The organism is Arthrobacter sp. 24S4-2, from assembly GCF_005280255.1.
Lineage (GTDB): Bacteria > Actinomycetota > Actinomycetes > Actinomycetales > Micrococcaceae > Arthrobacter.
This window is the reverse complement of record NZ_CP040018.1, coordinates 3,175,479-3,201,389: the sequence shown is the minus strand read 5'-3', so window position 1 is coordinate 3,201,389 and position 25,911 is coordinate 3,175,479. Positions and strand designations below refer to the sequence as shown.

Genomic DNA, 25,911 nt, shown 5'->3' with positions numbered 1-25,911 from the left:
CCAGTCAACGCTCTGCTGTCAGGCACCTCTAGGGGACAAAGACCCTCCGGCTGGCTGTCCCGTGGTACGGCTGGCCAGGAGAAATCAGCGGATACTGCCCCTCGCTGGTGATAGGGAGGCTGCCCACTGTGGCGGCCGTGCCCCGAGTGCTTCCTGCTGGTTGCAGGTGGGGCTTCCGGGTGGTCCGGGTTCTGGTGAGAGCGGAGGCCAGGGCGCTGGCGGCCTTGGCCCGGGCGGCGTCATCAACCGGTGTGGTGCTTTCTTTGGTGCAGTCGAGCAGTGTCGAGGTGACCCTGGAGAGCGCTTCCGGTGTCCGGTTGTGCCCGTAGGGTGCCGTCGTTGCCCGTTGCCCGTTGCCCGTTGCCCGTTGCTCCGGGGTCGTGACGGTGGTGACGAGGACCGCGGCCTGGGTCCTGCGGGCCAATCCGAGCTTGCCAAGTGCGCTGGAGACAAGGTTTTTTATTGTTTTTTCCTTCAGGCCCAGGCTCTGGGCTATTTGGCGGTTCGTCAGGCCTCTGCCGAGGCCGATGACAACGTTCATTTCCTGATCGGTCAGAATGGACAATTCGGTACTCGGCGGTGGTTCCGGCAGGGAAAGCGTGCCCTGGTTGAGGAGGGCCTGGAACTTCTCGCTGAAGGCCGTGCAACCGTTCAGCACCCGCCGGATCAAGCGCAGCTGTTCGGTAATGTCGTCCTGCTTGGACAGGCATCCCCATGCATCGGAGAGGATTGCGTCGATCAGGGTGCTCTCCTGCGGTGTGTCCGAGAGGATGAGGCACCGGATGGACGGGTCGGCGGTCCGGAGGGCCCGGCATACGGCAGTGCCGGTGCCGTCCGGGAGGTTCTCATCGAGGATGGCAAGTTGGGGGCGGAGGGCAGGAATTCTCCGGACCGCTTCGCGCGGATGAGCTTTCGCCCTGCACGGGGATACCCTCCGGTTCCAGGAGACTGCGGAAGCCCCGACGCACGAGTTCATGGCCGTCCAGCAGGTATACGCCCTGCCCGGGCGGCGGAAAGTTGGAACGCGCTTCCAGTCCAGTCATCTGAGGCTTTCTCTTCTTTGGTCTTCTGACAGGGAAGGGGCCTAGGGCGTGTCTCCCAATTGGTTCTTGTCGGCTTTGGCATGCTGGAATCATGTCGCGTACTGCCGTCCTGACCGATGCCCAATGGGAGCGGATTGAACCGTTGATGCCCAGTTCCGACGGGAGCCGTGGCCGGCCGTTCCAGGACCACCGTCTGATCGTCGAAGGCATTATCTACCGTTTCCGGGCGGGGATTCCTTGGCGCGACCTGCCGGAGACCTTCGGCCCGTGGCAGACAGTCTGGAAACGCCACCGCCGCTTCAGTGGCGACGGAACCTGGGACAAGATCCACTCCCGGATCCTGGCGGAGGCCGACGCGGCCGGGATGATCGACTGGGAGGTCTCCGTGGACTCCACGGTCAACCGGGCCCACCAGCACGCCACGAACCTCACCCGCCACACAGGGGGACCTGTCGAATTACATGAATCTGTTAGAGGAACCGCCTGACCACGGGATCGGGAGGTCCCGCGGCGGGCTGACAACGAAAATCCATCACCTCTGCGACGGCAAGATGCGCCCGCTGGTCATGTTGCTCGGTCCCGGGCAGGGCGGGGACTCCCCGATGTTCCCGCACCTGCTGGACTCCCTCAGCGTTCCGCGGCTGGGTCCGGGCAGAGCCCGTTCCCGCCCTGACCGGGCCCTGGCGGATAAGGCTTACTCTTCAAAGGCCAACAGGGAACTTCTGCGCCGGCGCGGCATCCAGGCGGTGATCCCGGAACGCTCCGATCAGGAAGCGAACCGCAAACGCCGCGGCAGCAAGGGCGGCCGACCAGTGGGCCTGGACAAGGAAGCCTACAAGCGGCGAAACGTCGTCGAACGGTCCTTCAACATCTTCAAGCAATGGCGCGGCCTCGCCACCCGCTACGACAAGCTCGCCCTGACCTACCGCGGCGGAGTCGTCCTCCGCGCCATCACCATCTGGCTCAAGGAATTAGGAGACATGCCCTAGTACTACAGTCGCGTTTAAGGGGTGTGTCCGCGGGTCTTGTAATGACAGCATCGGGCGCGGTGTTGGTGTTTCCGTCGCCAGGTTGAGTGTTCCAGGACGTGTTTCGGGCTGGTGGTGCGGTGCCAGACGAGCCTGACGAGCAGACGCCTGATTTCGGGCAGTGAGAGCCGGATCAGTTCCTCGTCTGCGGCGGCAGCGCCCCTTTTTTGGAGCGGATCACGGTCAGGAAGGCCTGGGCGAACATGGAGAGGGTGATGTGCCGGTACCAGCCGGTGTATTGGCGGACCTGGTAGTGGTCCAGCCCCGTTTCTCCCTTGGAGGTTTGGAAGGTTTCTTCGATCGCCCAGCGGGCGCCGGCGATCCGGACCAGCTCGGCCAGCGAGACCCGGTTCGGGCCGTGGCATATGTAGTAGGCCAGGTCGGTGGGGTCCTTCAGGGAGCGGCGGGCCAGTAGCCAGTGTTCTCCGGTTTCGGTAGGTCCGTTGATGCGGGTCCGTGCCCAGGAGTAGCGGCGGTCGCCCTTGGTTCCAGCCCCGGCCGTGCGGGTCCGCCAGGCGTTGGCGCGCAGGGAAGCGATGAGTTTATCCGCGCGCCATTGCTCGCCCGGCCAGGCGGTGGGGGCGATGACGTTTTGGTTCATGGGAACGGCCAGCACGTAGTGCAATCCTCTGGCTTCCAGGCGGCGGCGCAGCCCCGAATGCTGGCCGTAGACCGCGTCCCCGGTGGCCCAGCGGGCCGGGATCCCGGCATCCAGGGCGCGGTCGATCATGTCCGCGGCCAGTACCGGTTTCGTGGCGAATTCCCTGGTTTTGGGGATCCCGGCCCGGGTGCATCTTTCCCGGTCATCGGCCCAGGCTTTGGGCAGGTAGAGTTCCCGGTCCAGCAGGGTGCGCCCGGCCGGGGCGGAGTACGTCAGGAATACCCCGATCTGGCAGTTCTCCACCCGGCCCGCGGTGCCCGAATACTGGCGTGCGACCCCGGCTGAGGCGGCGCCCTTCTTGAGGAATCCGGTCTCGTCGATGATCAGGATCCCGTCGGGATTACCCAGATGGCGGTTGACGTAGGTGAACAGGTCATCACGCACAGCATCCGGGTCCCAGTCAGTGGTCGAGAGCAGGCGCTGCATGCCATCCGGGGTGCCGTGCCCGGCGCGTTCAGACAGGGTCCAGGAGTTTTTGCGTTCCTCATCCGAAAGCAGCCCGCGCACATACCCCACAGCATTCCGCCGTGGTTCGGACCGGACAAACCGCGGCCCAATAAGATCGCCGATTTCCTCCAGACCTTCGGCCCACTCTTCTACGTCCGCCACACAAATATCATCACTCACCACCAACGATTAACAGGCCACGAGCGGAAAGTCCGGTTAAAACGCCGATGCAACCCAAATTAAGCGCGACTGTAGTACTAGGTCGATGGTGCCGGTCTGCACCAGTCAAGACAGGATCCACCGGGACCGAGGCCGGGGCGGGCCGGGCACGTTGGGGGCCGTGCCCCCGGCCCCCAATGCCGGGGGCACGGGTTTCCGGACGTCAGGTCCGGGGCGGCGGGGTGGCGCGGGGACCGGCACGGCGGCGCCGGGGATTCTCGGGCTGCACGGTTTCGTAAAACCGTTCGGTACCGTGGGCGGCGAAGGCACTGTGAGCGCGGTTCCGGATGAACAGCAGGTCATCCTCGGTGAGCCGGACCTGGCCGTGTGGGTCCTGAAGGAGAGGGCGGTCCGCGGCCCGGCAGAGTGCTTCGGTGATCGTCCGGGGCACGATGGGTGTGCCGGTGTGGTCCATGAGCCATTGCCGTGTTGCCGGTTCCAGCCGGCTCCAGAGGGCCCGGATATCAAGACCCGCCCCGCCGCCGCTGTCATCGGCGGCGGAACCCGTGCCCTGTTCCAGGGACATCACGCTAGCCGCGGCTGATCGGGAGCTTCTTCGGGGCCTCGGTCTGGGCGGCGGCCTCTTCCGGCAGGGGTGTGCGGACTTCCAGGACGCCGTCGATGTAGGAGGCCTTGATGTCCTCTTCCTTCACGCCTTCGGGCAAGGGGATGCTGCGGCTGAAAGATCCGTAGCGGAACTCGGACCGGAAGCGGTCCTTGTCCTTGTGCTCTTCCTTTTCCTGGCGTTCGGCATGGATGCGCAGGTAGCCGTCGGCGAGAGTGATCTCGACGTCTTTGTCGGGATCAACCCCCGGCATCTCGGCCCGCACTACCAGGGTCTTGCCGTCGACGAACTCTTCGACGCGGATGGGGGCAACTGCCGTGGTGGATTCAAACATGCGGTCCAGGGTGTCCATCAGCTCCAGAGGGGACCTCAACAGCCTGTCGAACGGTGAGGCCCATCGGGAAGCCGCGCGCGGGGACCATTTGAGCAAATCAGACATGGCTTTCTCCAAACTATGGGCAGGGAATGGCCCGAAAAAAGGGGCCGGTGTTCTTTTAGTACATACCCGTCGGGAAGCTAGTAACAGGGACCAAAGACCCTTCGTCGCGGACGCGACGTAAGAGGGACGCTCGGAGGGAGCCACCGGTTTCGGAGGGCCTTTCGTCCCTGTTGCCCGGTCAGCCGCGAGGCGCATTCTGGGGGTGGAAGCCTCTCTCAGACCGACGGGCAAAACACCTGCGCCGCACACCACCATCCATACGCGGAACCTCGCGCCCCCACCATCCCTCATGCCGGCAATAGATCTCCGCACGCTAATCCCGGATACGGCATGCCCGGAAGGGAACTCCCATGGCCGGAATATTCGAACTGTTCACCGATCTCCACTCCAACGTCCGGTTCCGGCTCCTCTCACCGGACGGGACCCTGTTGGCTCTCTCGCAGGGCTATCCGGATAAACGCGCAGCGGCAATGGCCATCACCGATGTGCGTGAATGCGCCGGCACCGGCCTGATCCAGGACCACTGCATCCCGTCCAAAGAGCGTGCGGCTGGCCCGCGGAGGCCTTACCGCCGGAACAAGCTCCGGATTTGGAACGCCCACATGATCGCCGCGGCCATCCCTGAGTCGCCGCTAAACATGGATGCCAGACTTCAAGACCTTCTCCTGGACAACAACGACGTGGGGGCATTTCTGGACGGGCTGGCCACCCTCGCCGCCACGACTCTCTCCCGTGCCGGAACCGGCGTGTCCTGCGGAATCACCGTCACGCGCCGGAAGAAGCCCACGACCCTGGCCAGCAGCGAACCCGCGGCCCGGTCCATGGATGAACTGCAAAACACGCTCGGCGATGGCCCGTGCCTGACAGCCTTGACCGAACAGACGACCGTGCTGACCCCTGATCTGGACGATGAGCACCGCTGGCCCCGGTTCGTGCAGTCTGCCGCCGGACACGGCGTCCGGTCCATTCTGGGCGTCCCGCTGCCCGCGGAAGGCGAATCCCGGGCCGTCCTGAACCTGTGCGCCAACCGCCCGAACGCGTTCTCCCATGAAGACATCAGCACCGCGCAAATGTTTGCCGAACAGGCATCACGGGCCCTCCGGCTGGCACTGCGCATCGCCCAGCTCAGTGACGCCAGCCAGAACCTGACCGCGGCCCTCGCCCACAGAACCACCATCGACCTGTGAGCTGCTGCGGGGATTTCGGACAGCGGAATTAGTGGATTCTTCTACGCTGCCAAGGCTGGCTGTTGATAACCATAGTGGACTTCGTTAGGCCGCCGGTAACCGAGCGCGGAGTGACGGCGCCGGCTGTTGTAAAACCCCTCGATGTACCGGATGACGTCGCTCCGGGCTTGTGATTTAGTTGCATAAACGGTCCGGTACACACGCTCGTTTTTCAGGGCTGAGAAGAACGATTCGGCCATGCTGTTGTCCCAGCACACGCCGGTGCGTCCCATCGAGGAGCGCATACCGAGGCTGGCCACCAGGGCCCTGAACTCGGTCGAGGTGTAGACGCTGCCCCGGTCGGAGTGCCAGATCGCGTCAGGCTCGATCCGGGTTGTGGCGGCGGCGTTCTTGAGCGCATCGGCGACGAGCCCGGTGCGCATGTGATCGGCGATGGACCAGCCGACGACTTTCTTTGAATAGCAGTCGATGACGGTGGCGAGGTAGACGAATCCTTGCCAGGTGTGGATGTAGGTGATGTCGCCGACGAACTTCACCCCGGGACGGTCCGCGGTGAAGTCCCGCTTGACGAGGTCGGGCATGCCCGCGGCAGCCTCAGCATCAGCCTCGGTGGTGATGCGGAACGGCCGTGGCTGACAGGCCACCAGGCCCTGGCAGCGCATGATCTGCCGCACCAACTCCGGAGAACACTCGGTCTGTTCCGCGGCAGGGTCGGCATGGATGCGCCGGTAGCCGTAGGTGCCCTCGGACTCCTCGAAGAAGTGCCGGACCCGCGCCGTCAGGGCCCGGCGGCGGGCCGCCGTGGCCGATTGCGGGCGTGTGGCCCAGTGATAGAAACCGGACGTCGAGACGGCCAACCAGCGGCACATTTTCACGACCGAATTGAGATTGGCGGGCTGAGCTTTTTGGGAATCGATGAATTCGTACTTGCTCACTACCGCTGCTCCCGCGCGAAGTAAGCGCTGGCTTTTTTCAGGAACGCAGTCTCCGCCCGCAGCTCCTGATTTTCGCGCTCGAGCTCCTTCAGCCGGGCCCGTTCCGACACCGTCAGATCCACCTCCGTGCCGCCGTTGGCCGCCCGGTACTTGACCAGCCAGTTGCGGAGCGTTTCGGGGCCGACACCGTACGCGGTGGCCACGTCCTTGATCGGCCTGGACGTGTTGATCACCTCGCGGCACAACTCGTCCTTGAACTCCTGGGTAAATCGCTTGCGTGATGCGGTCATGCTGATCTCTACTTTCGGTAGACCCCCATTTTAAGAGGGCCCACTGTCCGAGATCTCTGTGGCAGCTCACTGGCACTCGGCGTGGTGATGGCCCAGAACCGGTGCAGCCACGATGCCGCCTTCGCGATCCTCCAACGTGCCGCCAGCGCCCGACAAATGAAACTCCATGACGTTGCAGCATCCCTAATCTCTTCGGTCTCCGGAGAGAACAACATCCCCGTGCACTTCGACCCGTAGACCCCCATCAACACGGGAAACACCGCCCAGACGCCCAATCCGGCATCTCCCCGTAAGTCCTGCGCCGCCGCACGGATAGACGTTGCAATACGCGCTGGTTTGCACGCCTCGGACCGATGGACCGCCAAGGGATGCCGTGAACGCAAAGGGCTGGCAAACCAGTGACGGTAACCTGTGGCTTCCCTATAGATCCTGGCAATGGGCAGCGGAGCAGGGTTCGAAACGCGTCAGGATTCGGGTAAGCGGATCCACTCGGCCATAGCCGCCAGTGTCCGGCAGCGGACAGGCTTACGGGCATTCTGCAGCGGGCGTTGAAAGCCGGCAGAGGGGAGCAAAAATTCACGGGTCACGCCGAACTAATTCGGCCCTGCCTCAGGCGTGTGATTCTGGCCAGTACCCGACGAGACTCACGAATAGTTCTCTTGGGATGGGACTGCCCCATGCGGAGGGTCAGGTCCGGGCGTAGACTTAAGGCGCCTGCAGGTAACCATCAAGTGACGCCGGGTTGTTCAGGACATGAGAATGTCCGAGCCTTCTCTTAGCGAGATCGCGAAGGTACCTGCAGGTTCTGCGTTTAACGACCGCTGTGCGGCCCTCAAAGAGGAATCCCGGCGGTCGCGTGATGCAACGCTGCCCACTCCGGAACGCCCGCATCCACTGGGAAATTTGGCTCTTGCGGCACCGGCAAACTAGGGGTATTACTGGTTATACGTTCTTCGAAAGAAGGACGGGAACGAACAACAGGGGAAACCTGGAACACACCGTGGATCTGATCCAGGGTGGCCTGTCGATGACGAGGCAGGAAACGCCGGGATTCCCGCAAGTTCGGGAGATGATGTTCGTCATAACTGAATCAAAACAGTCGAAGCCCCTTCAGCATTGCTGATGGGGCTTCCCCTCTTACCCCAAGGCAAGCCCCTTATCCACAGCACCGCCGGTAACCCGACGGCGGTCAGGTCCGGTACGGGACGTCTGTGCTCTGGGGCGGGTGACCCTGGCTGGGGTCCTTGGGCTGGACTGCTTCGAAGAACCGTTCGGTGCCGTGCGCGGCAAAGGCACTATGGGCCCGGTTCCGGATGAACAGCATGTCGTCCCCGGTGAGCCGGAATTGGCCGTGGGAGTCCTGGGGCAGCGGTTGGTCCGAGGCCCGGCACAGGGCGGCAGTGATCGTGCGGGGAACGATCGCCGTGCCGGTGTGGTCCATGAACCACTGCTGCGTCGCTGGGTCGATCAGGGACCAGAGCGATCTCAGGTCAACACCGGAGCCGGGGCCGCCCGTATCGGGTTGAGGGACGGTCTTCAAGCGTGGGCTGAATCGCCAGGGGGTATCTCAGGCATGAGCGACCGTGTTTTGGAGCCTGCCATGCTGGCCTGCTGAAATCGCCAAACGATGGGCCATTCGCAAGCCCGAGATCACGACCTCACCCTGATCCGGCCATGGCCCAGGCAAATCCGTCCCCGGGATCGATCAGGGCAAAGGACCAAAGCCTCTGAACGCCAGAGATTGAGGCGGTGAAGCTTGAAATCATAAGCCCGGAACAGGGACTGACCCAGTCCGCAGGTAGCCGTTTTCCATTCCATATCAACAGCGGTGACCACTTTCCAAGGAACAAGAAATGTCTGTCCATCATCCATCTGCTGGTTCAGCTGCTCAGGAGGCTCGATGCGTATAGGACTGATCGTTGGCCCCGGATATCCTGTCCCCCCGCCCAATTACGGGGGTATAGAGCGGGTCGTTGACACCCTCGCGCGTGGTTTTGCCGCGGCCGGGCACGACGTTCTCCTCGCCGCACCCTCCAACAGCAGCTGCCCGGTACCTCTTGCGGCAGGAATGTGGGAATCAGATTCAACCCGGCGCGGCTCGATCCCCACCGAATTAAGCCACAGCATCAGGGCCTACGGGGCCATGGGCCAGATGGACGTAATCCACGATCACACACTCATCGGGCCCCTGTGCGCCCACCGTCCGGGCCCCATCCCTACAGTCGCCACCATCCACGGCAGGCTCGTTCCGGAAGTGGCTGAAATTTACCGGGCAATGAGCACCAATACGAGCATCATCGCAATTTCGAATGATCAGATCCGGCACGTTGCGGATCTTCACGTTGCCAGGGTGATCCACCACGGCATGGACCTCTCCTCGGTGCCGGTCGGGACAGGCCGGGGCGGCTACGCCTGCTTTCTTGGACGGATGTGCCCTGACAAAGGCGTGATGGAAGCGGTTCTGATAGCCCACTCAGCCGGCATCCCTCTACGGATAGCGGCCAAAATGCGGGAGCCTGCGGAGCTCGAATACTTCCACGAAGTCGTAAAGCCTGTCCTTGGCTCTGACGATGAGTTGGTGGGTGAGATCGGTGACTCCGAAAAGTTCGAGCTGCTGGGCAACGCAGTTGCTCTCCTTAGCCCGCTGCAATGGCCCGAACCCTTCGGCCTGGTCATGATCGAGGCCCTCGCGACCGGAACACCCGTCATCGGTACCGCGTCGGGGGCGGCACCGGAGATCGTGGACAACGGCATCACCGGATACCTGGCACCCGTCCAGGAGCTCGCCGGGCTCCTGCCACGGGCCGCTAACCTCGACCGCGCAGCCTGCAGGGCAACGGTCGAGGAACGATTCAACGCACGAAGAATGGTTGCCGACCATCTGGACCTTTATGGGGAAATTCTCAACCACCACGGCTAAGCCAGAAACACACGGAGGCAGTTCAGACACTTGCCCTGACGGCACCGGGGCGAAGGCTTCGGCGTGTTCTCATCTGACCGAGCAATCTTTCCTGTCTCACAAGGAACCGGGACGCCCTTGGTGGGACACTCCCTCGCGGATCCGGTTCTGTCAGTTACAGAAGTCGCCTGCACCAGCTGGGAGGGTGCAGAAGCCGTCAGCTCGTTGTCTTGATGGCCAAAGCCAGTGCAGACGGGTTCCCTACGTGTCAGGCTGGAACGGTACCAACGGCTCATAGCAAGTCCGTTTAATCGCGTGGGGCGAGACCCAGGAATCCAGTAATCATGTCCAGTCCCGTTTTGAGTGCAGTACGCGAAGATAGTGCTGTGAGTAGTAGTAGTTCCGGACCCCGGGCCGGCGGACCGCGGCCGCGCCGTTCGTTCACGCCGGTCCAGAAGCTCGAGTTCTTGGCCTCGTACGAGAGCGCTTGCGAGAACAGCGAGGGCGGTGCCTTCCTCCGCCGGGAAGGCCTGTATTCCTCGCAGATGACCGAGTGGCGGCGGTTGCGTGACGCCGGCGTCCTGGCCGGGAAGAAGGCCGGGGAATCGATCGGGAAGCTCTCGGCGGACCAGGCTGAGAACGCGCGTTTGCGCCGCCAGTTAGAGGTGAGTGAGAGCCGGTTGCAGAAGACCGAGGCAGCCCTGGAACTGATGGGAAAACTACAGGCGTTCTTAGAGAGCGCCTCAGAGGATATGCCGGACGGGCCCCGGTCCAAGAAACGCTGATGGCCACGTACCGGTCGATGCTGGAACTGAAGATCCCCACACGCCGGGCAGCATCCTTGACCGGTGTTTCCAGGACGACCGCGAACCGGAAACCGGCACCGCTGCGGGACCAGATGTCGATGGTGCCGCAGAACAAACTCAGCGCCGCCGAGCGTGCCGGGATACTCTCGGCGCTGAACTCACCGGAGTTCGTGGACCTGGCACCGATGCAGGTCTATACGAAGCTGTTGGACCAGGGAATCTATCTGGGGTCCCTGTCGACTTTTTACCGGGTGCTGGAGGAGAACAAGCAGGTCAAGGAACGCCGCCGGCTGGCCAAACACCCGCCCCGGACGGTTCCAGAACTGGTTGCTACGGCCCCGGGACAGGTGTTCACGTGGGATATCACCAAGCTCGCGGGCCCGGTCAAAGGCAAGTATTTCGACTGCTACATGATGGTCGATATCCACTCCAGGTTCATCGTCGGCGCGCACGTCCACGCCACCGAATCCGGGGCGCTGGCGGTGGAAATGATGAAGGGAATCTTCGGGATCCATGGCATCCCCCAGGTCGTGCACGCGGACCGGGGAACGTCCATGACGTCCAAAACGGTCGCCGCGCTGCTCTCGGATCTGGAGGTCACCCGGTCCCACTCCAGACCCCGGGTGTCCAATGACAATCCGTACAGCGAGGCGATCTTCAAGACCCTGAAATACGGTCCGGAATTCCCCGAACGCTTCGCCTCAGTCCACGACGCCGGAGCATTTATCGGCGGTTTCGTGGACTGGTACAACTGTGAGACTTGTTTTAGCTGGTCCGGGACTGGCTGGCAGGATAGGGACCGGCCGATCCGCCCCGTGGACGTGACTCTTGGTACAACTGACCCGAAAGTGTCTTTTTGTGGACTTGTCCGTCCACGGCGGTGGTCGGCCGGCACCCGTCCGGCCCACCACGGTAGCTTGATCAGAAGAATGTCCACCCCTTGCGGGGCGTGACCCATCACAGTGCTGTTCCGTTGTGACCCTTACCCGGACTGGTGCCGGCCGGCGACGGCCATGACCATATCCGTGAAGAGGAAGGCACGAATGACCGCCACATCTATCGTCGCGCATGCCCATCCATTTGTCGTGGGCGTCGACACGCACGCCCGCAAACACGTCTACGCCATCCTCGACGCCGCCAACGGCGCACTAATGGACACGCAGTCATTCCCCACAACCGCGGCCGGCATCAACCGGGCCATCAAATGGGTAGCCCGCCGCACCAATGCCGACGCCGATACCCTCTGGGTCGTCGAGGGAGCCGCCTCGTACGGGGCGATCCTCTCCGGCACCGTAGCCACCTACGGATTCCCCGTCGCCGAGGCGCCGCGCATGGATGCCAAGAAGAACCGCGGCGTGGGTAAGTCAGATGCCTTGGACGCCCACCGAATGGCCATGGCCGTGCTGCCGCTGCCGGTTGAGAAACTCCGCCGCCCCCGCCTGAATGACGGGATACGCCAGGGCTTGCGGATCCTGGTCACCGCCCGCGAGTCCATGACCAAGGACCGCACCCGGACGATTAACGCACTCAATGCCCTCGTGCGCGGCAACGACCTCGGCATTGATGCCCGCAGGAAGCTCACCCCGGCCCAGATCGAGGAGATCTCCCGGTGGCGAGAGCGTGAGGAAGAACTGGCCTTGGGCATCGCCCGCACCGAGGCGGTCCGCCTGGCCAAGCACATCCTGGGCCTGGACGAGCAGCTCAAAACCAACGAGAAGCAGTTGGACGAGCTGGTCACGGTCAGCGAGGCCGCACCGCTGCTCGAGGAGACGGGCTTCCAAGCGGTGACCGCGGCCAAATGTTTGGTGGCATGGTCGCACGAGGGACGGGTCCGCAGCGAAGCATCCTTCGCCTGCCTGGCCGGCGTGAATCCCATCCCCGCGTCGTCAGGGAATACGGTGCGGCACCGGCTGAACCGAGGAGGCGACAGAAGGCTCAACAGCGCCCTCCACATCGCTGCGGTTACCAGAATGACCCATGACGTTGAGACCTGCGACTACGTAAAGAAACGCCGTGCCGAAGGCAAGACCATCAAGGAGATCCGGCGCTGTGTCAAGCGTTATCTGGCACGGCGCGTGTTCCGGGCCCTGAACGCTGCCGCACTGGTGAAACAGGTACCCGAAGCGGCCGCTTGACAGACATAGAAGAGTCCATCACCACCAGCACTCCGGAATTGGCTTCCACACCCCGCCAATGTCCACTACGGTCACGCCGCCGGTGTGGCCAAAGAACGATCAGTAACGCTCGCTGCAGCCCGTGCGAAACACCCCGAACGCTTCACCACAACCACCGACCCCAAAATCCTCGCGCTCCCAGGACCCGCGTGGATCAACCAACCCAAGGAAATCACCGAACAGTCAGCCGCCTAACTCCCGTTGGTACCGTTCAGCTTGAAAAATTCCGGTTCGGACATCGGTGCAGACGACTTCAGTAACTGACAGCTGGAAATCGTCGGCTGGAAGTCGGCATGTGACTGATGCACTGCCATTCTGTCAGCAGGGACCGTGGTGGGGGCCCGAACCGGTTTGTCTTACTGCCGCGCCCGTGCGGGAGCGGCAGTACTGTTCACGATGATGGTGCCCAAACAGGCTTCGGCCCTGTGTTTGGGAATTGTTACTCTCAGCGGACCTTCGAGCGGCCCGCGCTGTCGGTTTCTCGCCCCAGAAGGAGGCCCAGGGCGAGCATCGCGACTCCCAGTAGGCGGTCCGCGTATCCGCGAAGCTTTCTCTTCCAGAATGCACCCCGGTGGCCGGTCTGCGGCAGGGACGAAAGTCCCCGGGCCGGGCGGCTCCCGGAGAGTCTATGGCGGCGGCCGCGGGTTGGTGCCGGAGCGGGACCTTAGTCCCTGTTGCCTGCTTCCTGGCAGGTATCTACTGGAGGGACCCCGACCCTCTCTTCGGGGCTTTCCCTGCCCAGAGTTGGGAGAAATTGTCATGTTTGAAGGCGTGTATGGAGCAGCAGCAATAATCAGGCCGAACGGACGAGGTACTTGGCATGACTGACGTACTGCGATATGAAGTCGGATCCGGGACTGTACTGGTTGAAGTGGATGAGAACAGCTATGGCGTGGACCATCCTGCCCGGAACGAACAGGGGATTTTGGATGTGGGCCGGCGTCTGGAGGATGCGCTGGCCAGTGTCCGTCCAGCCGCCGTTGCAGTGGCGGAGGCTATGAGGGAACTCGCTCCCGAGCGGCTGGAAATTGAATTCGGGGTGAAACTGGCCGGGGACGCAGGGGCGGTCATCGCCAGAAACAGTGCAGAGGGCCACTTTATCCTGCGGATGTCATGGTCCGCGGCGGCGGTTTCCCCGATGGAGCAGGAAGAACAGACAGCCTGATGTATGAATTCCGGGACAGAGTTGATGCAGGTCGGAGGCTGGGGCAAAGGCTGGCTCAGCTGCGGGGGCATGACGTGGTGGTTCTGGGGTTGCCCCGCGGCGGCGTTCCGGTCGCGTTCGAGGTTGCGAAGGTGCTCGATGCGCCGCTGGATGTGATTGTGGTTCGCAAGCTGGGTTTGCCGTTCCAGCCGGAGGTGGCGATGGGTGCTATCGGGGAAGGAAACGCCCGGGTGCTTGACGCACGTGTCATCTCCCTGTCAGGTGTTACCGAAGCCGACCTGCAGGCGGTCGAGCGGCGTGAGCGGGACCTTCTGGAGTCCCGGGTTGCGCGGTACCGCCAAGGGCGGGTGCGCGCGGATTTGAAGGGCCGCACAGTAATAATCGTCGATGACGGTATCGCGACCGGATCCACTGCCCGCGTCGCCTGCCGGGTTGCACGGCAACTGGGTGCGGCGAGAGTGATTCTGGCCGTGCCTGTGGCCCCGACCGGGGTGCTGGCCTCGCTGACGGAGCCGGATGACGTGTTCTGCCTGGTTTCCGCCCGGAATTTCCAGGCCGTCGGCTTCCACTACAGCGACTTCTCCCCCGTAGCGGATGAGGAGGTCGTGCAGCTGCTCGACGCCGCAGCCCGGCGGCTGCACCGAGTCCTGGCAGCGGAAGGGCCCGGCGTCGAAGAAGAGGTGGAAATACCCTCCGGTGCCATAGGGCTCCGGGGCAACCTGCACCTGCCCGCACGGTGCGACGGGATCGTGGTGTTCGCCCACGGCAGCGGCAGCGGCCGTCACAGCCCCCGCAACAGGTTCGTCGCCTCGGTCCTTCAGCGCGCCGGGCTGGGCACCTTGCTGCTGGATCTGCTGACCCCCGCTGAGGAAGTCAACCGGGAGAACGTGTTCGACATCGCCCTGCTCGCCCGCCGGCTCATGGCGGCAACCCGGTGGCTGGGCACCAGGGACGACACCTCATCCGGTCTTGTCGGCTATTTCGGGGCCAGCACCGGTGCCGGTGCCGCGCTGTGGGCCGCGGCCGAACCCGGCGCACGGATAGGCGCCATTGTTTCACGGGGCGGGCGCCCGGACCTGGCCGGCCCGCGGCTGGCCGCCGTGCGTGCCCCGACTCTGCTGATCGTCGGCAGCGCCGACCCCCAAGTCCTTGCACTCAACCGCCAGGCCATGGCCCTGATGCGGGCACCGACCCGGCTGGAGATCATCTCCGGAGCCACACACCTCTTCGAAGAACCCGGAACGCTCACCCAGGCGGCCGCCCTGGCCGCTGAATGGTTCATCCAATACCTTTTGCCTGACCTGAACGAGGAACCTGCCCCCGAGGTGCAGCCGTGAACCGCAGCACCGGGTACACAACCGCGGGCCTGGCGGCGGAGCTCGCTCAGATCCGCGTCCTGGCACATCGGCTGGCCGGGGCCGAGGACCTGGATGCCCTGATCCCCCTCGCCGCCGCGGCCCGTTACGTGTGCCTGGGTGAAGCGTCCCACGGCACCAGCGAGTACTACCGATGGCGGGCAGTGATCAGCCGCCGGCTCATCGAAGCGCACGGCTTCACCTGGATTGGGGTCGAGGGCGATTGGCCCGACTGCTGGCGCATCAACCGTTGGGTCAGGGGCAAGGAGACCCGGACCTTGACGCCTACCAGCTGCTCGCCCGCTTCGAGCGGTGGCCGACATGGATGTGTGGGTGTGCTGCTGATCTTTTCGCTAGCCTATGCGGCGGTGTCACAGTTACGACGACGGAGCGCGCCCCGCCTCGCGAGGCGTCACGGAGCTGCGGACCTGGACTTGGCCAACTGCTGCTGCTCGCAGCAGGCGTAGCAGTGGCATCCTTCCTGGTGCGGCTGGCCTACCCGTTCGGCACGGAGACAGTGACTGACCTCAATCCCTGGGAGTGGCCGGCCTGCCTGGCACTCTTCGGATTGGGTATTGCTGCATCAGGCAGGGGTTGGCTGACCCAAATCCCGGATAGGCTCCGCCGAGGCTGCCGCGACCTTGCGCTGCTGGCCGTCATTTCGGCCGCAGGTCTCCTGTTCCTGGCCTACAGGGGAGCCGTACTCCAAGACATGTTGGGCGGCTGGAACTGGCCGGCCTTCGCATTCGCCGCATTCTTTCAATCTTTGGGTCAGCTTGGATTCTCGGCACGGCCCAACATCGATTAAAGGGGTTCCCCCGCTGGGGGCCAGCGCTTCGCCGTAGTTCGTACGCTGCGTTTCTGGTCCAAGGACCCGTCTTAATCGGCATCGCGGTTGTGCTGCGTCCCGTTGAAGTGGCGGCCGAGGGTAAGGCATTGATTGTTGCCGCCGGGGGAGTGGCGGGTTCGTTCGTACTGGCCTGGCTCCTGATCAGCCGTGTGCCTGCACTGGCCCGGATCCTTTGATGCCATACGCGAATAGTGGCCGGCAGCCATGCCCTTCCCGGTACCATTAACGGATGACCACGGTGGTCCACCATGCCGGGAGTGCCTTCTCGCTGGCACGGAAGGTGCGAGGATTCGTGCGCCGCGTACCGGTGTGGACGTGGCGCCTCCTGATGCGCATTGTTGGCGCCAGTGAGCGGGCGAGGTTCAACCGGGAACCCCTTACAGAAGTGGATTACGTCCATGACATCAACTACGTCGGAGACAGTCACCCCGCGCACCAGCTGGACGTACTCACCCCCGCCCTGGACCGCCGTGACGGGCGGGCCGGGGAAGGAAAATCCCTCCCCGTCTTCGTCTATTTCCATGGGGGAGGCTGGACGTCCGGAGACAAAGCGGCCCTGACCAAATACTGCGCAAACCAGGCGGTTGGCGGGATGGTGGTGGTAAACGTCAACTACCGCCAGCCACCCCGTTTCCACATGGGACATGTGCTTCAGGACGCAAACGCCGCGTTGGCATGGGTCAGTGCCAACATCCAGGACTATGGCGGGGATCCGGAATGCGTGGTTTTGGGGGGCGACTCCGCCGGCGGGCAGATCGCGGCACTGCTCACGGCTGCGACCTTCCGGCCTGAGCTTGCCAGCCACTATTCCCTGCAGCCCGCCGTGGACGGGAGGCACCTGAAGGGACTGGTCCAGCATTGCAGCGTGGTGGATTTCTCCGTGTTCTTCGAGAGCGGCTTTGTCCTGAGCCTGAACTTCGTCCGCATGTTGCTGCCATCAGCCGGCACGGCAGGGGGCCGGATTCGAGGCCGCATCTTCACCCGCAAGGCACTGGAAGGACTCAAGGCTGAGGCCGGTTTTGTGTCTCCGATTGAGTGGCTGAACGCCCAATTCCCACCGGTCTTCCTCACTACCTCGGAACGCGACTTCTTCTACAAGGCGAACGTAAACTTCATTGACCGGCTTCAGGAACACGCCGTGCCGGTGGACGCCCTGATCTACCTGTGGGCAAATGCCAACACCGAGCACACCTGGCAACAGGACTATCGCTACCCGGAATCCCAGGAAGTGTACCGGCGCCTGCACGCCTTCGTCAGGAGTGTCTCCCAGCGCCCCACCACCCAGATCCCTCACCACACATAGCTGACCGGGTTATCTTTGGTCCATGGCAGCTCAGGATCAGGAACCGTACGGCACTAGCCCTGAGGAGTCCGGATTCGCACGTGGTGACGCCGCTGCCCTGCTGGATGCCGGGTTGGGGGACGTCGACTGGTCCATGCTGCCGGCTGGCGCGGTGATCATGAGCATCCCCGTACCCAGCGGCCATCTTGCAGCTTTGGCGATGGGCAACCCCGACGATCCCTGGATCGTGTTGGTTCCCGGCGCCACTGGCTCGAAAGAGGATTTTTCGCTCATGATGCCGGTCCTGGCCGCTGCGGGCTATTTTGTGCTGAGCTATGACTTGGCCGGCCAGTACCAATCCGCGGCAGCGGGGCCGGAGAACCTGGTGCCGCCAAGGCGGCATTACGACTACGAACTCTTCGTGGAGGATTTCCTTGCGGTCTTGGAGGCAGGCGGCAAACCTGCACACATAGTGGCCTACTCCTTCGCCGCGATTGTTGCCCAACTCGCCTTTTCGATGAGGCCGGACCTGTTCAAGACACTCACCCTCTTGAGCTGCCCGCCGGAGCCCGGGCAAAGCTTCCGCAGCGTCAGCCGGATCGGCCGTGCCAGCGGCTGGGTGAATGGCCGGATTGGGGCAGCCCTGCTGATCTGGGGCATCCGCAGGGGCTTTGTCCGGGTGCCCCCGGGCCGGCAGCGGTTCGTCAATTACCGCTTCCGCTTTACCCGCCGGGCTTCAGTCCGCGACATCTACGCGCTGATGAAGAACGCCCCCGACCTCCGGGAACTTCTGGCCGATGCAACTCTCCCGAAGTTCGTTGCGGTGGGCGAACATGATTTGTGGCCTTTGCGCCTGCACCGGCTGTTCGCACAGTCAATCGGGGCCCGGATCACCGTCTACCGCGGCGGGCACAGTCCGTGAAAGACGTCGCCGCACCAATTCAGCCGCGACCTGCTGGCTCTGTACGCGAAGGCCAGCTGAGCGGCGCCGGCCCTATCCGTCGTCCGCCGCCCTTGCGTGCCCGCGCCGCCACCGTAAGCGGTCCAAGCGGCGCCGGAGCGGCGGTTCTTCCCGGAACTCGACCCGAAAAGTCGCAAGGGACATGTCCAGGCGCCGCCGCAGGGATGACCAGTTCGTGAACGGTCGGGCCGAAACCCCAACACGCAGCGTGCGGTCATAGATGACCGTCATCTCCGGGCGGAGATGGTACGAAATATCAAAGTCGTCATGGACATCGGCGTTGTCCCGAATGACGGACCCGCGGACACCCTGCCAGACTGCTCGGCGAAGCGCGAAGTTGGAACCGAAAACCGGCGGATGACCCATCAGGAATCCGATGAATGTAAAGTAGCCTCCCAGGAAAACATGCCGGCCGGCCCAGCGGACCAAACGGCTTCCTCCGTAAAAATCGCCGGGTCCCGTGACGACGGACATTGGCCCCGCGGCCAGGAGGATAGTTTCGACCCGCTCGATCCAGTCCTCCGGCGGCCTGGAGTCAGTATCCAGCCGGGCGATAATTTCCCCGGCAGCTGCGTCGAAGCCGGCAGCGGCTGTTGCCGGGATGCCTTGCAGATCCACGGGAATGCGCCGCACGCCGGCCGCGCGGCAGATGTCCGCCGTGTCATCGCTGCTTGAGTTGTCCACCACAATGATCTCGTCGGCGGGCCTGCTCTGTTGGGACAGCAGCGAGAGGCACGTCTTCAGCATTGCTGCGTCATTGCGGCTGGGGATCACGACGGAGACGGTGCTTCGGGCTCGGCGAACCGACAGCCGGAGGCCAGCCAGATTGGAAATCCTTAGCGTCCAGGCAGCCACTTCGTCCTCCTCTGATCCGTCCGATCAGGAACTCGACAACGTTCCGTATCGTGAGCCTACCCGCAGCGGCGAAGCGGAAGAACGCTGCAAGGGGCGGAGCATATTCTGACGGGCAGACTTGCGCTCAAACCCGCTGGATGAACGAGACCGGGGAGACCCTGGGATTCAGGTCAGGGTCAGGCGCCGAGCAGGACGACGTCGGCAAGCCAGGTTCCGAAGTCCGCTCCAACGGCGACCAAGGCCAGGCCTGCCGCCTGGACGAGCATGCCTCCGGCCATCAGTGGTTTGCGGCCGATCCGGTCCGAGAGGGACCGGTGTTCAGTTGCCCGGCGCCCCAGACGGCAGGGTAGACAGCGGCGAGGATGCCGATGCGTTCGATGCTGAGTCCGCCGGCGGCGAAGAGGGCGGGGAACAGTCCCCAGACCGGGCCGTCGTAGAGGTTGTTCACCATGCCGGAGATGCGCCGGGCATCTGCATACGGGTCGCTTCGGAGCAGGTCATTCTGGGCGCCGGTGGGACGCGTGAGTTTGTGCTTGGCGACCGACAAGCTTGAAACGTACCGGGATATTTGGAGGAAGCCCTGATTACCGCCTCCTTCTCGGTTTCCAGGCCGTGTGCACCACAAGCTCCGGATAGTCCTCGCCGAGGCCGGAGACTGTTTCAGACAGCACGATCTTCTCTTCCCTCAATAGTCATCTCGGCCAGATTCTCGGTGAGCATTCCAGCCTCCGTATGCGCCGAGCCGACGTGCTCCACGATCCGCTGGCGACCACGCACATACTCGGCGATCTGCACTTCCGTCGCTCCCGAAGCCGTCCGAACCCTCCTGATGAACGCCACACCGGTGACAGAACAAAACCCATTAGTGCGTGAAAAAGCACCATTCCGCCGACATCACCGCAGGTCAGCAATGCGGCGCCTCCGGCTCACCATGGTGAGCGAAGATTCGGGGGCGTCGCGTTCTGCTGTGGTCACGCGGTGACCCGCGGTGTGAGACTGGTCGTGTTCGTTGCGGTCGACCCCGAATCCTCTGTAGTGCCTGGGAGCCTGTAGGTCAGCATGGGGGTGGAGGGCTTCCACGGGAACCGTGGATTGGTGCCTTCGAGCCCGAGCGTCAGACTTCTGAATCTCCCTGCCCTCCCCGCGACGGACACCGAATGATCCGTCGACGGGAAGCGGGTGGCAGTGATGGAAGTGGTGCATGGCCGGTGTGCTGGTCTGGACGTGTCCAAGAGGGACGCCAAGGTCTGCGTCCGGGTCGCCGGTGTTGGTCGTCGCAAGACTGTTGAGACGGTCACGACGTGGGGCTCGACCACGAACCAGGTCCTGGCCCTGCGTGAGCATCTAATCGCCGAGCAGGTCACCTGTGCGGTGATGGAGGCCACCGGGGACTACTGGAAGCCGTTCTACTACCTCCTTGAGGACGCCGGGTTCGAGGTCATACTGGTCAACGCCAGGCACGTCAAGAACTTGCCTGGCCGCAAGAGCGATGTCGCCGACGCGACGTGGCTGGCCCAGCTTGGCGCACACGGCCTGGTGCGTGGGTCGTTCGTGCCCCCGGAGCCGATCCGCCAGTTGCGCGATCTGACCCGGGCCCGGACCGCGATCACCCGGGAACGTGGCCGGGAGATCCAACGGCTCGAGAAGCTGCTCGAGGACGCCAGCATCAAACTGTCCTCGGTCGCCTCCGACATTACTGGCGTCTCCGGACGGGCGATGCTCGAGGCGATGATCGCGGGCCAAGACGACCCCGCCGCATTGGCCGACCTCGCCAAGCGGCGGCTGCGCTCGAAGATCCCGGCGTTGACCGAGGCGCTGAGCGGCCGGTTCACCGAACACCACGGTTTCCTGGCGCGGGTACATCTGGACCTGATCGACCGGCACACGAGGGCGGTCGAGGACATCACCGCCCGGATCGAGGTGGTGATCGCACCCTTTCAGGGATTCCGGGACCTGATCGCCACCATCCCCGGCATCGGCCCCCTCGTCGCCGACGTCGTCGTCGCCGAGACCGGCGCAGACATGACCAGGTTCGCCACCGCCGGGAACCTCGCTTCGTGGGCCGGGACCACGCCGGGTCACAACGAGTCCGCCGGACGAGTCAAGTCGACCAAGACCCGGCCCGGAAACCCCCTATCTCCAAGGAGCGCTCGGCGCTGCCGCGGTGGCGTGCGCACAGAACCCCGCCACCTACCTCGGCGCCCGCTACCGCCGAATTGCGTCGCGGCGAGGCCCCATGAAAGCCAACGTTGCGATCCAACACACCATGCTCATCGCGATCTGGCACATGGGCCGCTACGGAACCCTTTACGAGGACCCCGGTGCAGACTTCTTCACCCGTCTCCACCCCGAACGCGCCAAGAACCGCGCACTCCACCAACTCGAGGCCATGGGCTACCAGGTCACCCTCGATCGGACGGGGTAACAAAACGCGGGTCCCCTGACGAGGAAGGGAATCTTCGCGTCAGAGCCCCGGCCTGCCGCGAGGCCATGACCCGTGAGCCAAGTCAGGCCGCCTCAACGTTCTCGGGGCCATGCTCCGCGTCGGCACCACTTACATCACGGTCCCCACGTCGGCAGCGCCACTTGCAACTTGATGTAGCGGTCACAGACCCCGCTCAAGGGCAAGGCCGTATGGGGTCAGTCCGGGTCGCCACCCTCGGTGATCTCGATGCTTGATGCGGCTTCATGGCTGTGCCCGCGAGGAAGGATGGATAACCGCTGGCTACCCTCTCCCGTCCGTCCTAGGATCGAATGATCACTAAATATCAGCGAAGGTCCGCAGACAAGTCCCGGCGAATCGCCTCTCCCAGTACTCGCCGCTGGTCCCTCCTGTTATCAAAGGCCAAGAAAGGAGAACGCCCGTGCAATTGAGGGCAGCATAAACAGCAGCGTCGAGGGCAGCGATTGACTAGTGAGATCGAATCCACTGTCAGTAGCAAACTCTCTCGATTCGCAGACCAGATCACACGGATGGACGTGCACCTTGGTCGATGAAAATGCAGACAACTAATGCTCAACCCATCAAACCGGCCGATGAAGTGGTATCAAACACGCTCTGTGAAAGGACCCCAAGTTGTTCGCTCAAACCGATCTGACCCGACTGATAACCAACGAATCATCCACTGCCGTATCAATTTTCATGCCAACCCATCCCACAGGAAAAGACGTACGGCAGGATCCCATCCGCCTGAAGAACCTCCTGGCCGACGCCAGGTCACAACTCACTGCAGACGGCCTGTCCGAAGCAGACGCCGATGTTATCCTGGCGCCGGCCAATGCCCTGCTGGAAGACCATGATTTTTGGCAGCACCAGAGCACTGGACTGGTCCTTTTCATTGATGAAAATCAAACACGTGAATATAGGGTTCCGCTTAGTTTCGAGGACCTCGTTGTTGTAGGAAGAAAATTTCACGTCAGACCTTTGCTGCCCCTACTGGCGGCAGACGGCCATTTCTCCGTCCTGACAGTCACGGCTGATAGAGCTACCCTCTTCAGTGCTTCCCGCTATGGATTGGTCGAGGAAAAGACTGCAGGTCTTCCCCTCAGGGAGTCAGTGGAAAACGACTATGAAAACCCGGTGCAGGCCAGCCCTCCCGCGCGTCCCAATGTAGGAACAGCGAACATACCAAACGCACAGGTTTACGGGGACAGCCCACCCGATTTCAGGAAAGCACGCCTCCAGGAATACGTGGCGGGAGTGGCAAAGGCTACCGAAAACATCCTTTCCGCGAGCCCTCAACCCCTGGTACTCGTTGCGGACGCTGAAATTGGTGGGCATTTCCAGCAATCGCGTGACCTTGGCCAGCTCCTGGCAGGAGTCGTGGAGATTAACGCGAACGCACTTGATACCTCAGAGCTGCACAGCCTGGCGTACTCAAAGGTGAAAGATCGGCTGGATAGCGGACGCGTTGAGGCACTAAAAACCGCAGCTGAACTTTTGGGCCGGGGCGAGCCCAAAGCGACAAGCCACATCGCTGACATTGTACGAGCGTCACACCAAGGGCGAGTCAGCACCCTACTCGTTCACGACGGCGAGCCGGTCTGGGGACGTTACGACAGCGAGGCCGACAGTCTTGTGACAGGGCCCGAATATGAATCCTCGGGAGAGGATCTTTTAGGCATCGCTGTAATGAACACACTGCAAAACGGAGGGGACGTCCACGTCATGCTATCGGACGAACTCCCCACGGAAACCGAGGCGGTAGCCCTCCTGCGTTACTAACCGAAAACCGCACACCCTCAGACGGAGCGTCTTCCAAACGGCTTCACATTACTGACTCGTGCCGGGACATCTGACAGCCGTCTGCACTTTGTGCAGACGGCTGTCAGATGTGTGGAACATTGATCCACCCGCCTCTTCCGCTCAGGCCAATTTGGATGCGGTTTGGTGTAAGCGGCAACTTTAAACTGACCGGAGACGGCAAAACTGGTTGACCTTCGCGGCAGTGGTTTTGACCAGCGGCGGCAAGCATTTTTGGACAGCAGTAGGCCACGGTGTGTGGCTTGGCGTGCTGGGATTCCCCTTGTCCTCCCTCGTGTCGTTACGGGGAGAGCCCCTTCCTTCCGCGGTGAAATGGCGATGCCAATCGTCTGTATTTCACCTGTTGCGGGAAGGATCTGACTTGGCTCATTCGCTTAGTGCGTGAGTTTTGGGCTGTGGATGGCGTCGAGGATGGCTTGCTGCTCCGTGGCGATGTCGGGGGCGAATGTCTGGGTGGTGCCGTTGATGGCGATGGTCGCCGAGCGCAGGGGCCGGAGCTGTTTGACGACGTTGGCCACCGCAAGCCCTGTCCTGTTCTGGACAGTCCTGGAGATGGCAAGCGCAGTGAACACGATCGTCAGGTGTGCCTCGATCGCGTCGCGGGTTCGGTGGAACATGGGCCTGGCCCGCAGGTCCGTCTTGCTCATCCGAAAGGACTGCTCGACGTGCCACAGCTCGTGGTAGGAGCCGATGACTTCCGTTGCGGGCATTACCGTCGCCGGGATATTTGACACGTAGCCCTTGAGACCGGCCAGTTGCCGGGCACGTGTCAGTGACGCCTCATCGAGGCTGCGTTTCCCTCCGGTGGTCTTGACGAAGCGTGGAGTCCGGGCCGCCTTCTATCCCTCGATGACTTCACGGGCCCGGTTCTCCTGGGCCGTGAGGGTCATGGCGTCGCGGACTGCTCTCTGACGGGAGTAAGCCCACACCGCCCGCCATGAGCCCGAGTGCGTGGCGGGATCCCAGACGGGTTCGGCACGCAGGTCGGGGTTGTTCTCGTTCCGGTGCCCGATCCTGGGGGTGATGGTGTCGATCAACTGTCCGTCGCTGAACGCGTCGCCGTGCCACCGGAAGTGCGAGGCAAGATCGGCCGGGGCCTTGGTCATCCGGGATCCGACGATGAACCCCAGGTTCGCCTCGTCCAGCTCGCGCAGGTTCCCCGCTGAGAGCATGCCGGCGTCGGCCACGACGACCATGTCGGCCAGCCCGTGCCGGGCCTGGAACTGCTTGATGATCGGGATGATGGTGGCGGTCTCGGCCGTGTTACCTTCGAAGCAGCCGATTTCCAACGGGAACCCTCCGCGGTCAACGAGCAAACCGACGACGATCTGCAGGTCCACGCGGCGTTCCTTGGAATAGCCGACCTTTCGTAGCTCGTCTTCCTTCTCGGCCTCGAAGTACAGGGTCGTGACGTCGTAGAGTACCAGGGAGACGTCCCCGCTGGTGCTGGCGTGCTCGAAGCACCACGTCGCAATCCGATCGCGGTACTTGCCCATCGCGGCCCGGCCGAGGGTGCGTTTCATCGTCGCGTAGCTGGCCGGGCCATGTCGGGCGCATCTCGGTCATTCAGTTAAGTGGCGGAGGGCGGGACAGGCTGGCGGCATGGCGACGCAGTCACTGCACACTGACGTCCGGCAGGCAAGTCCCTCAACGTCTACACTGCTGCTTGAGCGTGCATGCCAGGAGTTCCGCGTTTGAGCCTCGCTATAGTTCAAGAATGAGCAATGCAGCCGGGGCCAAGGCCAGCCGTGAGGAAGAGATCGCGTTCCTCATCATGGAGAACGTCCTCGGGGTCGACATCCACCTCGCGGACGCAGGCGCGGGCAACCAGAAACCTGATGGCGCTTGGGTCAGTGCGGGCGCGAAGGGACGTCGCGGCATCGTCGAGATCACTTCGCCTCCGGACAAAGAGCTTTTGAAGAAGTGGGCACAAGCCAAGAGAGATGGCGAACCACAGTCAGAAAGCGGCTCGATTCCACTGCGATTGAACGAGCTCGTTCAGGTCTGCACAGAATTACTGGCGGAAGACTGGGCGCTGGAAAACATCGCGAAGCTCCGAGCTGAACCGGCGGATGAGCGACACCTCTTCCTCTTTGGTCGGAGCCACCGGGTCGAGTCCTACTTCTACCGGCTCTCGGACGAGTTCGACAAAGGTCGGGCCGAGCCCGTTGGCGACCTGGTTCTCCCCGAAGGACTCAGTTCGGTATGGTTCCGGGGCAGGGCAGTGCGCCGCCCTGAGTGGGGCATCCGAGTCTGGGTGGCGAGGTTCCAAGCGGGGTCAGGATGGCACCGCCACGCAGTCGACATAGACGAACGGCGCTTGCCGTCGCCTAACCCAGGCATGGTCGATGACAAGGTCCCCTTGGAGCTTCGAACCCCGAAGGATCGATCCCGCTAGATCGTGTCGAGAGCACAGCCAGGGTTCTCGGAGCTGGCGCTGGACCGGAATTCGTCTTCACGTTGAAGCGAAACTCCACCACGTTCCG

At 63.1% G+C, this 25,911-nt stretch carries 20 protein-coding genes and 6 pseudogenes; 16 read left to right on the top strand and 10 right to left on the bottom strand.

Translation table 11 applies throughout. The annotated features are described in order from the left end of the window. Positions 1-28 precede the first annotated feature (28 nt). Entirely contained in the window at positions 29-976 is a 948-nt protein-coding gene (locus FCN77_RS14810) for a response regulator transcription factor (protein ID WP_254678571.1), read from the bottom strand. A gap of 158 nt (positions 977-1,134) precedes the next feature. Between FCN77_RS14810 and FCN77_RS14805 the strand changes: the two are divergent. Next, a pseudogene (locus tag FCN77_RS14805) lies at positions 1,135-2,032 on the top strand (IS5 family transposase). 172 nt (positions 2,033-2,204) lie between these two features. Here FCN77_RS14805 and FCN77_RS14800 read toward each other — a convergent pair. From FCN77_RS14800 to FCN77_RS14790, 3 genes are all read right to left on the bottom strand, one after another. Then, complete coding sequence (locus tag FCN77_RS14800) at positions 2,205-3,302, bottom strand: IS701 family transposase (RefSeq protein ID WP_254678996.1); 1,098 nt, start codon at positions 3,300-3,302, stop codon at positions 2,205-2,207. Positions 3,303-3,561: 259 nt separating this feature from the next. Beyond that, a complete protein-coding gene (locus FCN77_RS14795; protein WP_137322885.1) occupies positions 3,562-3,924 on the bottom strand; it encodes a hypothetical protein in 363 nt (120 codons plus the stop codon). Between the two features lie 4 nt (positions 3,925-3,928). Further along, a complete protein-coding gene (locus FCN77_RS14790; RefSeq protein ID WP_137322884.1) occupies positions 3,929-4,402 on the bottom strand; it encodes an Hsp20/alpha crystallin family protein in 474 nt (157 codons plus the stop codon). 350 nt (positions 4,403-4,752) lie between these two features. On the opposite strand from FCN77_RS14790, the gene FCN77_RS14785 reads away from it, so the two are divergent. Next, positions 4,753-5,589, top strand: a complete 837-nt coding sequence (locus FCN77_RS14785) for a GAF domain-containing protein (RefSeq protein ID WP_137322883.1) — start codon at positions 4,753-4,755, stop codon at positions 5,587-5,589. 41 nt (positions 5,590-5,630) lie between these two features. Here FCN77_RS14785 and FCN77_RS14780 read toward each other — a convergent pair. Beyond that, positions 5,631-6,814 (bottom strand): IS3 family transposase gene (locus tag FCN77_RS14780; protein ID WP_137322882.1). Its coding sequence is split into 2 segments (ribosomal slippage): positions 5,631-6,553 and positions 6,553-6,814, totalling 1,185 coding nucleotides; the frame shifts between segments, so codons are not numbered across the junction. An 87-nt stretch (positions 6,815-6,901) separates the two neighbouring features. Between FCN77_RS14780 and FCN77_RS27745 the strand changes: the two genes are divergently transcribed. Beyond that, positions 6,902-7,051: an ANTAR domain-containing protein gene (locus tag FCN77_RS27745; protein ID WP_137322881.1), complete on the top strand. Its 150-nt coding sequence runs from the start codon at positions 6,902-6,904 to the stop codon at positions 7,049-7,051. A 952-nt stretch (positions 7,052-8,003) separates the two neighbouring features. Here the strand turns inward: FCN77_RS27745 and FCN77_RS14770 are convergent. After that, complete coding sequence (locus FCN77_RS14770; protein WP_137322880.1) at positions 8,004-8,354, bottom strand: hypothetical protein; 351 nt, start codon at positions 8,352-8,354, stop codon at positions 8,004-8,006. Positions 8,355-8,714: 360 nt separating this feature from the next. Here FCN77_RS14770 and FCN77_RS14765 point away from each other — a divergent pair, with 360 nt between their 5' ends. The 10 genes and pseudogenes from FCN77_RS14765 (at position 8,715) to FCN77_RS14730 (ending at position 18,267) form a co-directional block, all read left to right on the top strand. Beyond that, complete coding sequence (locus FCN77_RS14765; protein WP_137322879.1) at positions 8,715-9,734, top strand: glycosyltransferase family 4 protein; 1,020 nt, start codon at positions 8,715-8,717, stop codon at positions 9,732-9,734. Positions 9,735-10,057: 323 nt separating this feature from the next. Continuing rightward, positions 10,058-11,271, top strand: a pseudogene (locus FCN77_RS14760) (DDE-type integrase/transposase/recombinase); the annotation flags it as partial. Positions 11,272-11,562: 291 nt separating this feature from the next. After that, positions 11,563-12,654 (top strand): IS110 family transposase, encoded by a 1,092-nt coding sequence (locus tag FCN77_RS14755; RefSeq protein WP_137322130.1) that lies wholly within the window; start codon positions 11,563-11,565, stop codon positions 12,652-12,654. Positions 12,655-12,670: 16 nt separating this feature from the next. Continuing rightward, positions 12,671-12,888, top strand: a pseudogene (locus tag FCN77_RS26970) (IS3 family transposase); the annotation flags it as partial. Between the two features lie 625 nt (positions 12,889-13,513). Continuing rightward, positions 13,514-13,858, top strand: a complete 345-nt coding sequence (locus FCN77_RS14750; RefSeq protein ID WP_137322878.1) for a CU044_2847 family protein — start codon at positions 13,514-13,516, stop codon at positions 13,856-13,858. Then, complete coding sequence (locus FCN77_RS14745; protein WP_137322877.1) at positions 13,858-15,195, top strand: phosphoribosyltransferase; 1,338 nt, start codon at positions 13,858-13,860, stop codon at positions 15,193-15,195. The genes FCN77_RS14750 and FCN77_RS14745 overlap by 1 nt, the downstream gene beginning before the upstream one ends. Next, positions 15,192-15,680, top strand: a complete 489-nt coding sequence (locus FCN77_RS14740; protein ID WP_254678570.1) for an erythromycin esterase family protein — start codon at positions 15,192-15,194, stop codon at positions 15,678-15,680. Before FCN77_RS14745 ends, FCN77_RS14740 begins: the two co-directional genes overlap by 4 nt. A 2-nt stretch (positions 15,681-15,682) precedes the next feature. Next, positions 15,683-16,021 (top strand): hypothetical protein, encoded by a 339-nt coding sequence (locus FCN77_RS25995; protein WP_175417088.1) that lies wholly within the window; start codon positions 15,683-15,685, stop codon positions 16,019-16,021. 271 nt (positions 16,022-16,292) lie between these two features. Continuing rightward, complete coding sequence (locus FCN77_RS14735) at positions 16,293-17,366, top strand: alpha/beta hydrolase (protein WP_254678569.1); 1,074 nt, start codon at positions 16,293-16,295, stop codon at positions 17,364-17,366. Between the two features lie 22 nt (positions 17,367-17,388). After that, complete coding sequence (locus FCN77_RS14730) at positions 17,389-18,267, top strand: alpha/beta fold hydrolase (protein WP_137322876.1); 879 nt, start codon at positions 17,389-17,391, stop codon at positions 18,265-18,267. A 72-nt stretch (positions 18,268-18,339) separates the two neighbouring features. On the opposite strand, the gene FCN77_RS14725 is transcribed toward FCN77_RS14730, so the two are convergent. From FCN77_RS14725 to FCN77_RS27405, 3 genes and pseudogenes are all read right to left on the bottom strand, one after another. Continuing rightward, entirely contained in the window at positions 18,340-19,161 is an 822-nt protein-coding gene (locus tag FCN77_RS14725; RefSeq protein WP_254678568.1) for a glycosyltransferase family A protein, read from the bottom strand. A gap of 179 nt (positions 19,162-19,340) precedes the next feature. Further along, positions 19,341-19,615: pseudogene (locus tag FCN77_RS14720) on the bottom strand (MFS transporter); the annotation flags it as partial. A gap of 206 nt (positions 19,616-19,821) precedes the next feature. After that, positions 19,822-19,956: a hypothetical protein gene (locus FCN77_RS27405; protein WP_302645318.1), complete on the bottom strand. Its 135-nt coding sequence runs from the start codon at positions 19,954-19,956 to the stop codon at positions 19,822-19,824. Between the two features lie 393 nt (positions 19,957-20,349). Here FCN77_RS27405 and FCN77_RS14710 point away from each other — a divergent pair. Together FCN77_RS14710 and FCN77_RS14705 are read left to right on the top strand one after the other, a co-directional pair. Further along, positions 20,350-21,586: pseudogene (locus tag FCN77_RS14710) on the top strand (IS110 family transposase). A 651-nt stretch (positions 21,587-22,237) separates the two neighbouring features. After that, the gene (locus FCN77_RS14705) at positions 22,238-23,386 is read left to right on the top strand and encodes a hypothetical protein (RefSeq protein WP_137322873.1); all 1,149 of its coding nucleotides are present in this window, start codon (positions 22,238-22,240) and stop codon (positions 23,384-23,386) included. Positions 23,387-23,799: 413 nt separating this feature from the next. On the opposite strand, the pseudogene FCN77_RS14700 reads toward FCN77_RS14705, so the two are convergent. Then, a pseudogene (locus FCN77_RS14700) lies at positions 23,800-24,912 on the bottom strand (IS1634 family transposase); the annotation flags it as partial. 230 nt (positions 24,913-25,142) lie between these two features. Here FCN77_RS14700 and FCN77_RS14695 point away from each other — a divergent pair. Next, positions 25,143-25,823: a hypothetical protein gene (locus FCN77_RS14695; protein WP_137322872.1), complete on the top strand. Its 681-nt coding sequence runs from the start codon at positions 25,143-25,145 to the stop codon at positions 25,821-25,823. The last annotated feature ends 88 nt before the right edge of the window (positions 25,824-25,911 follow it).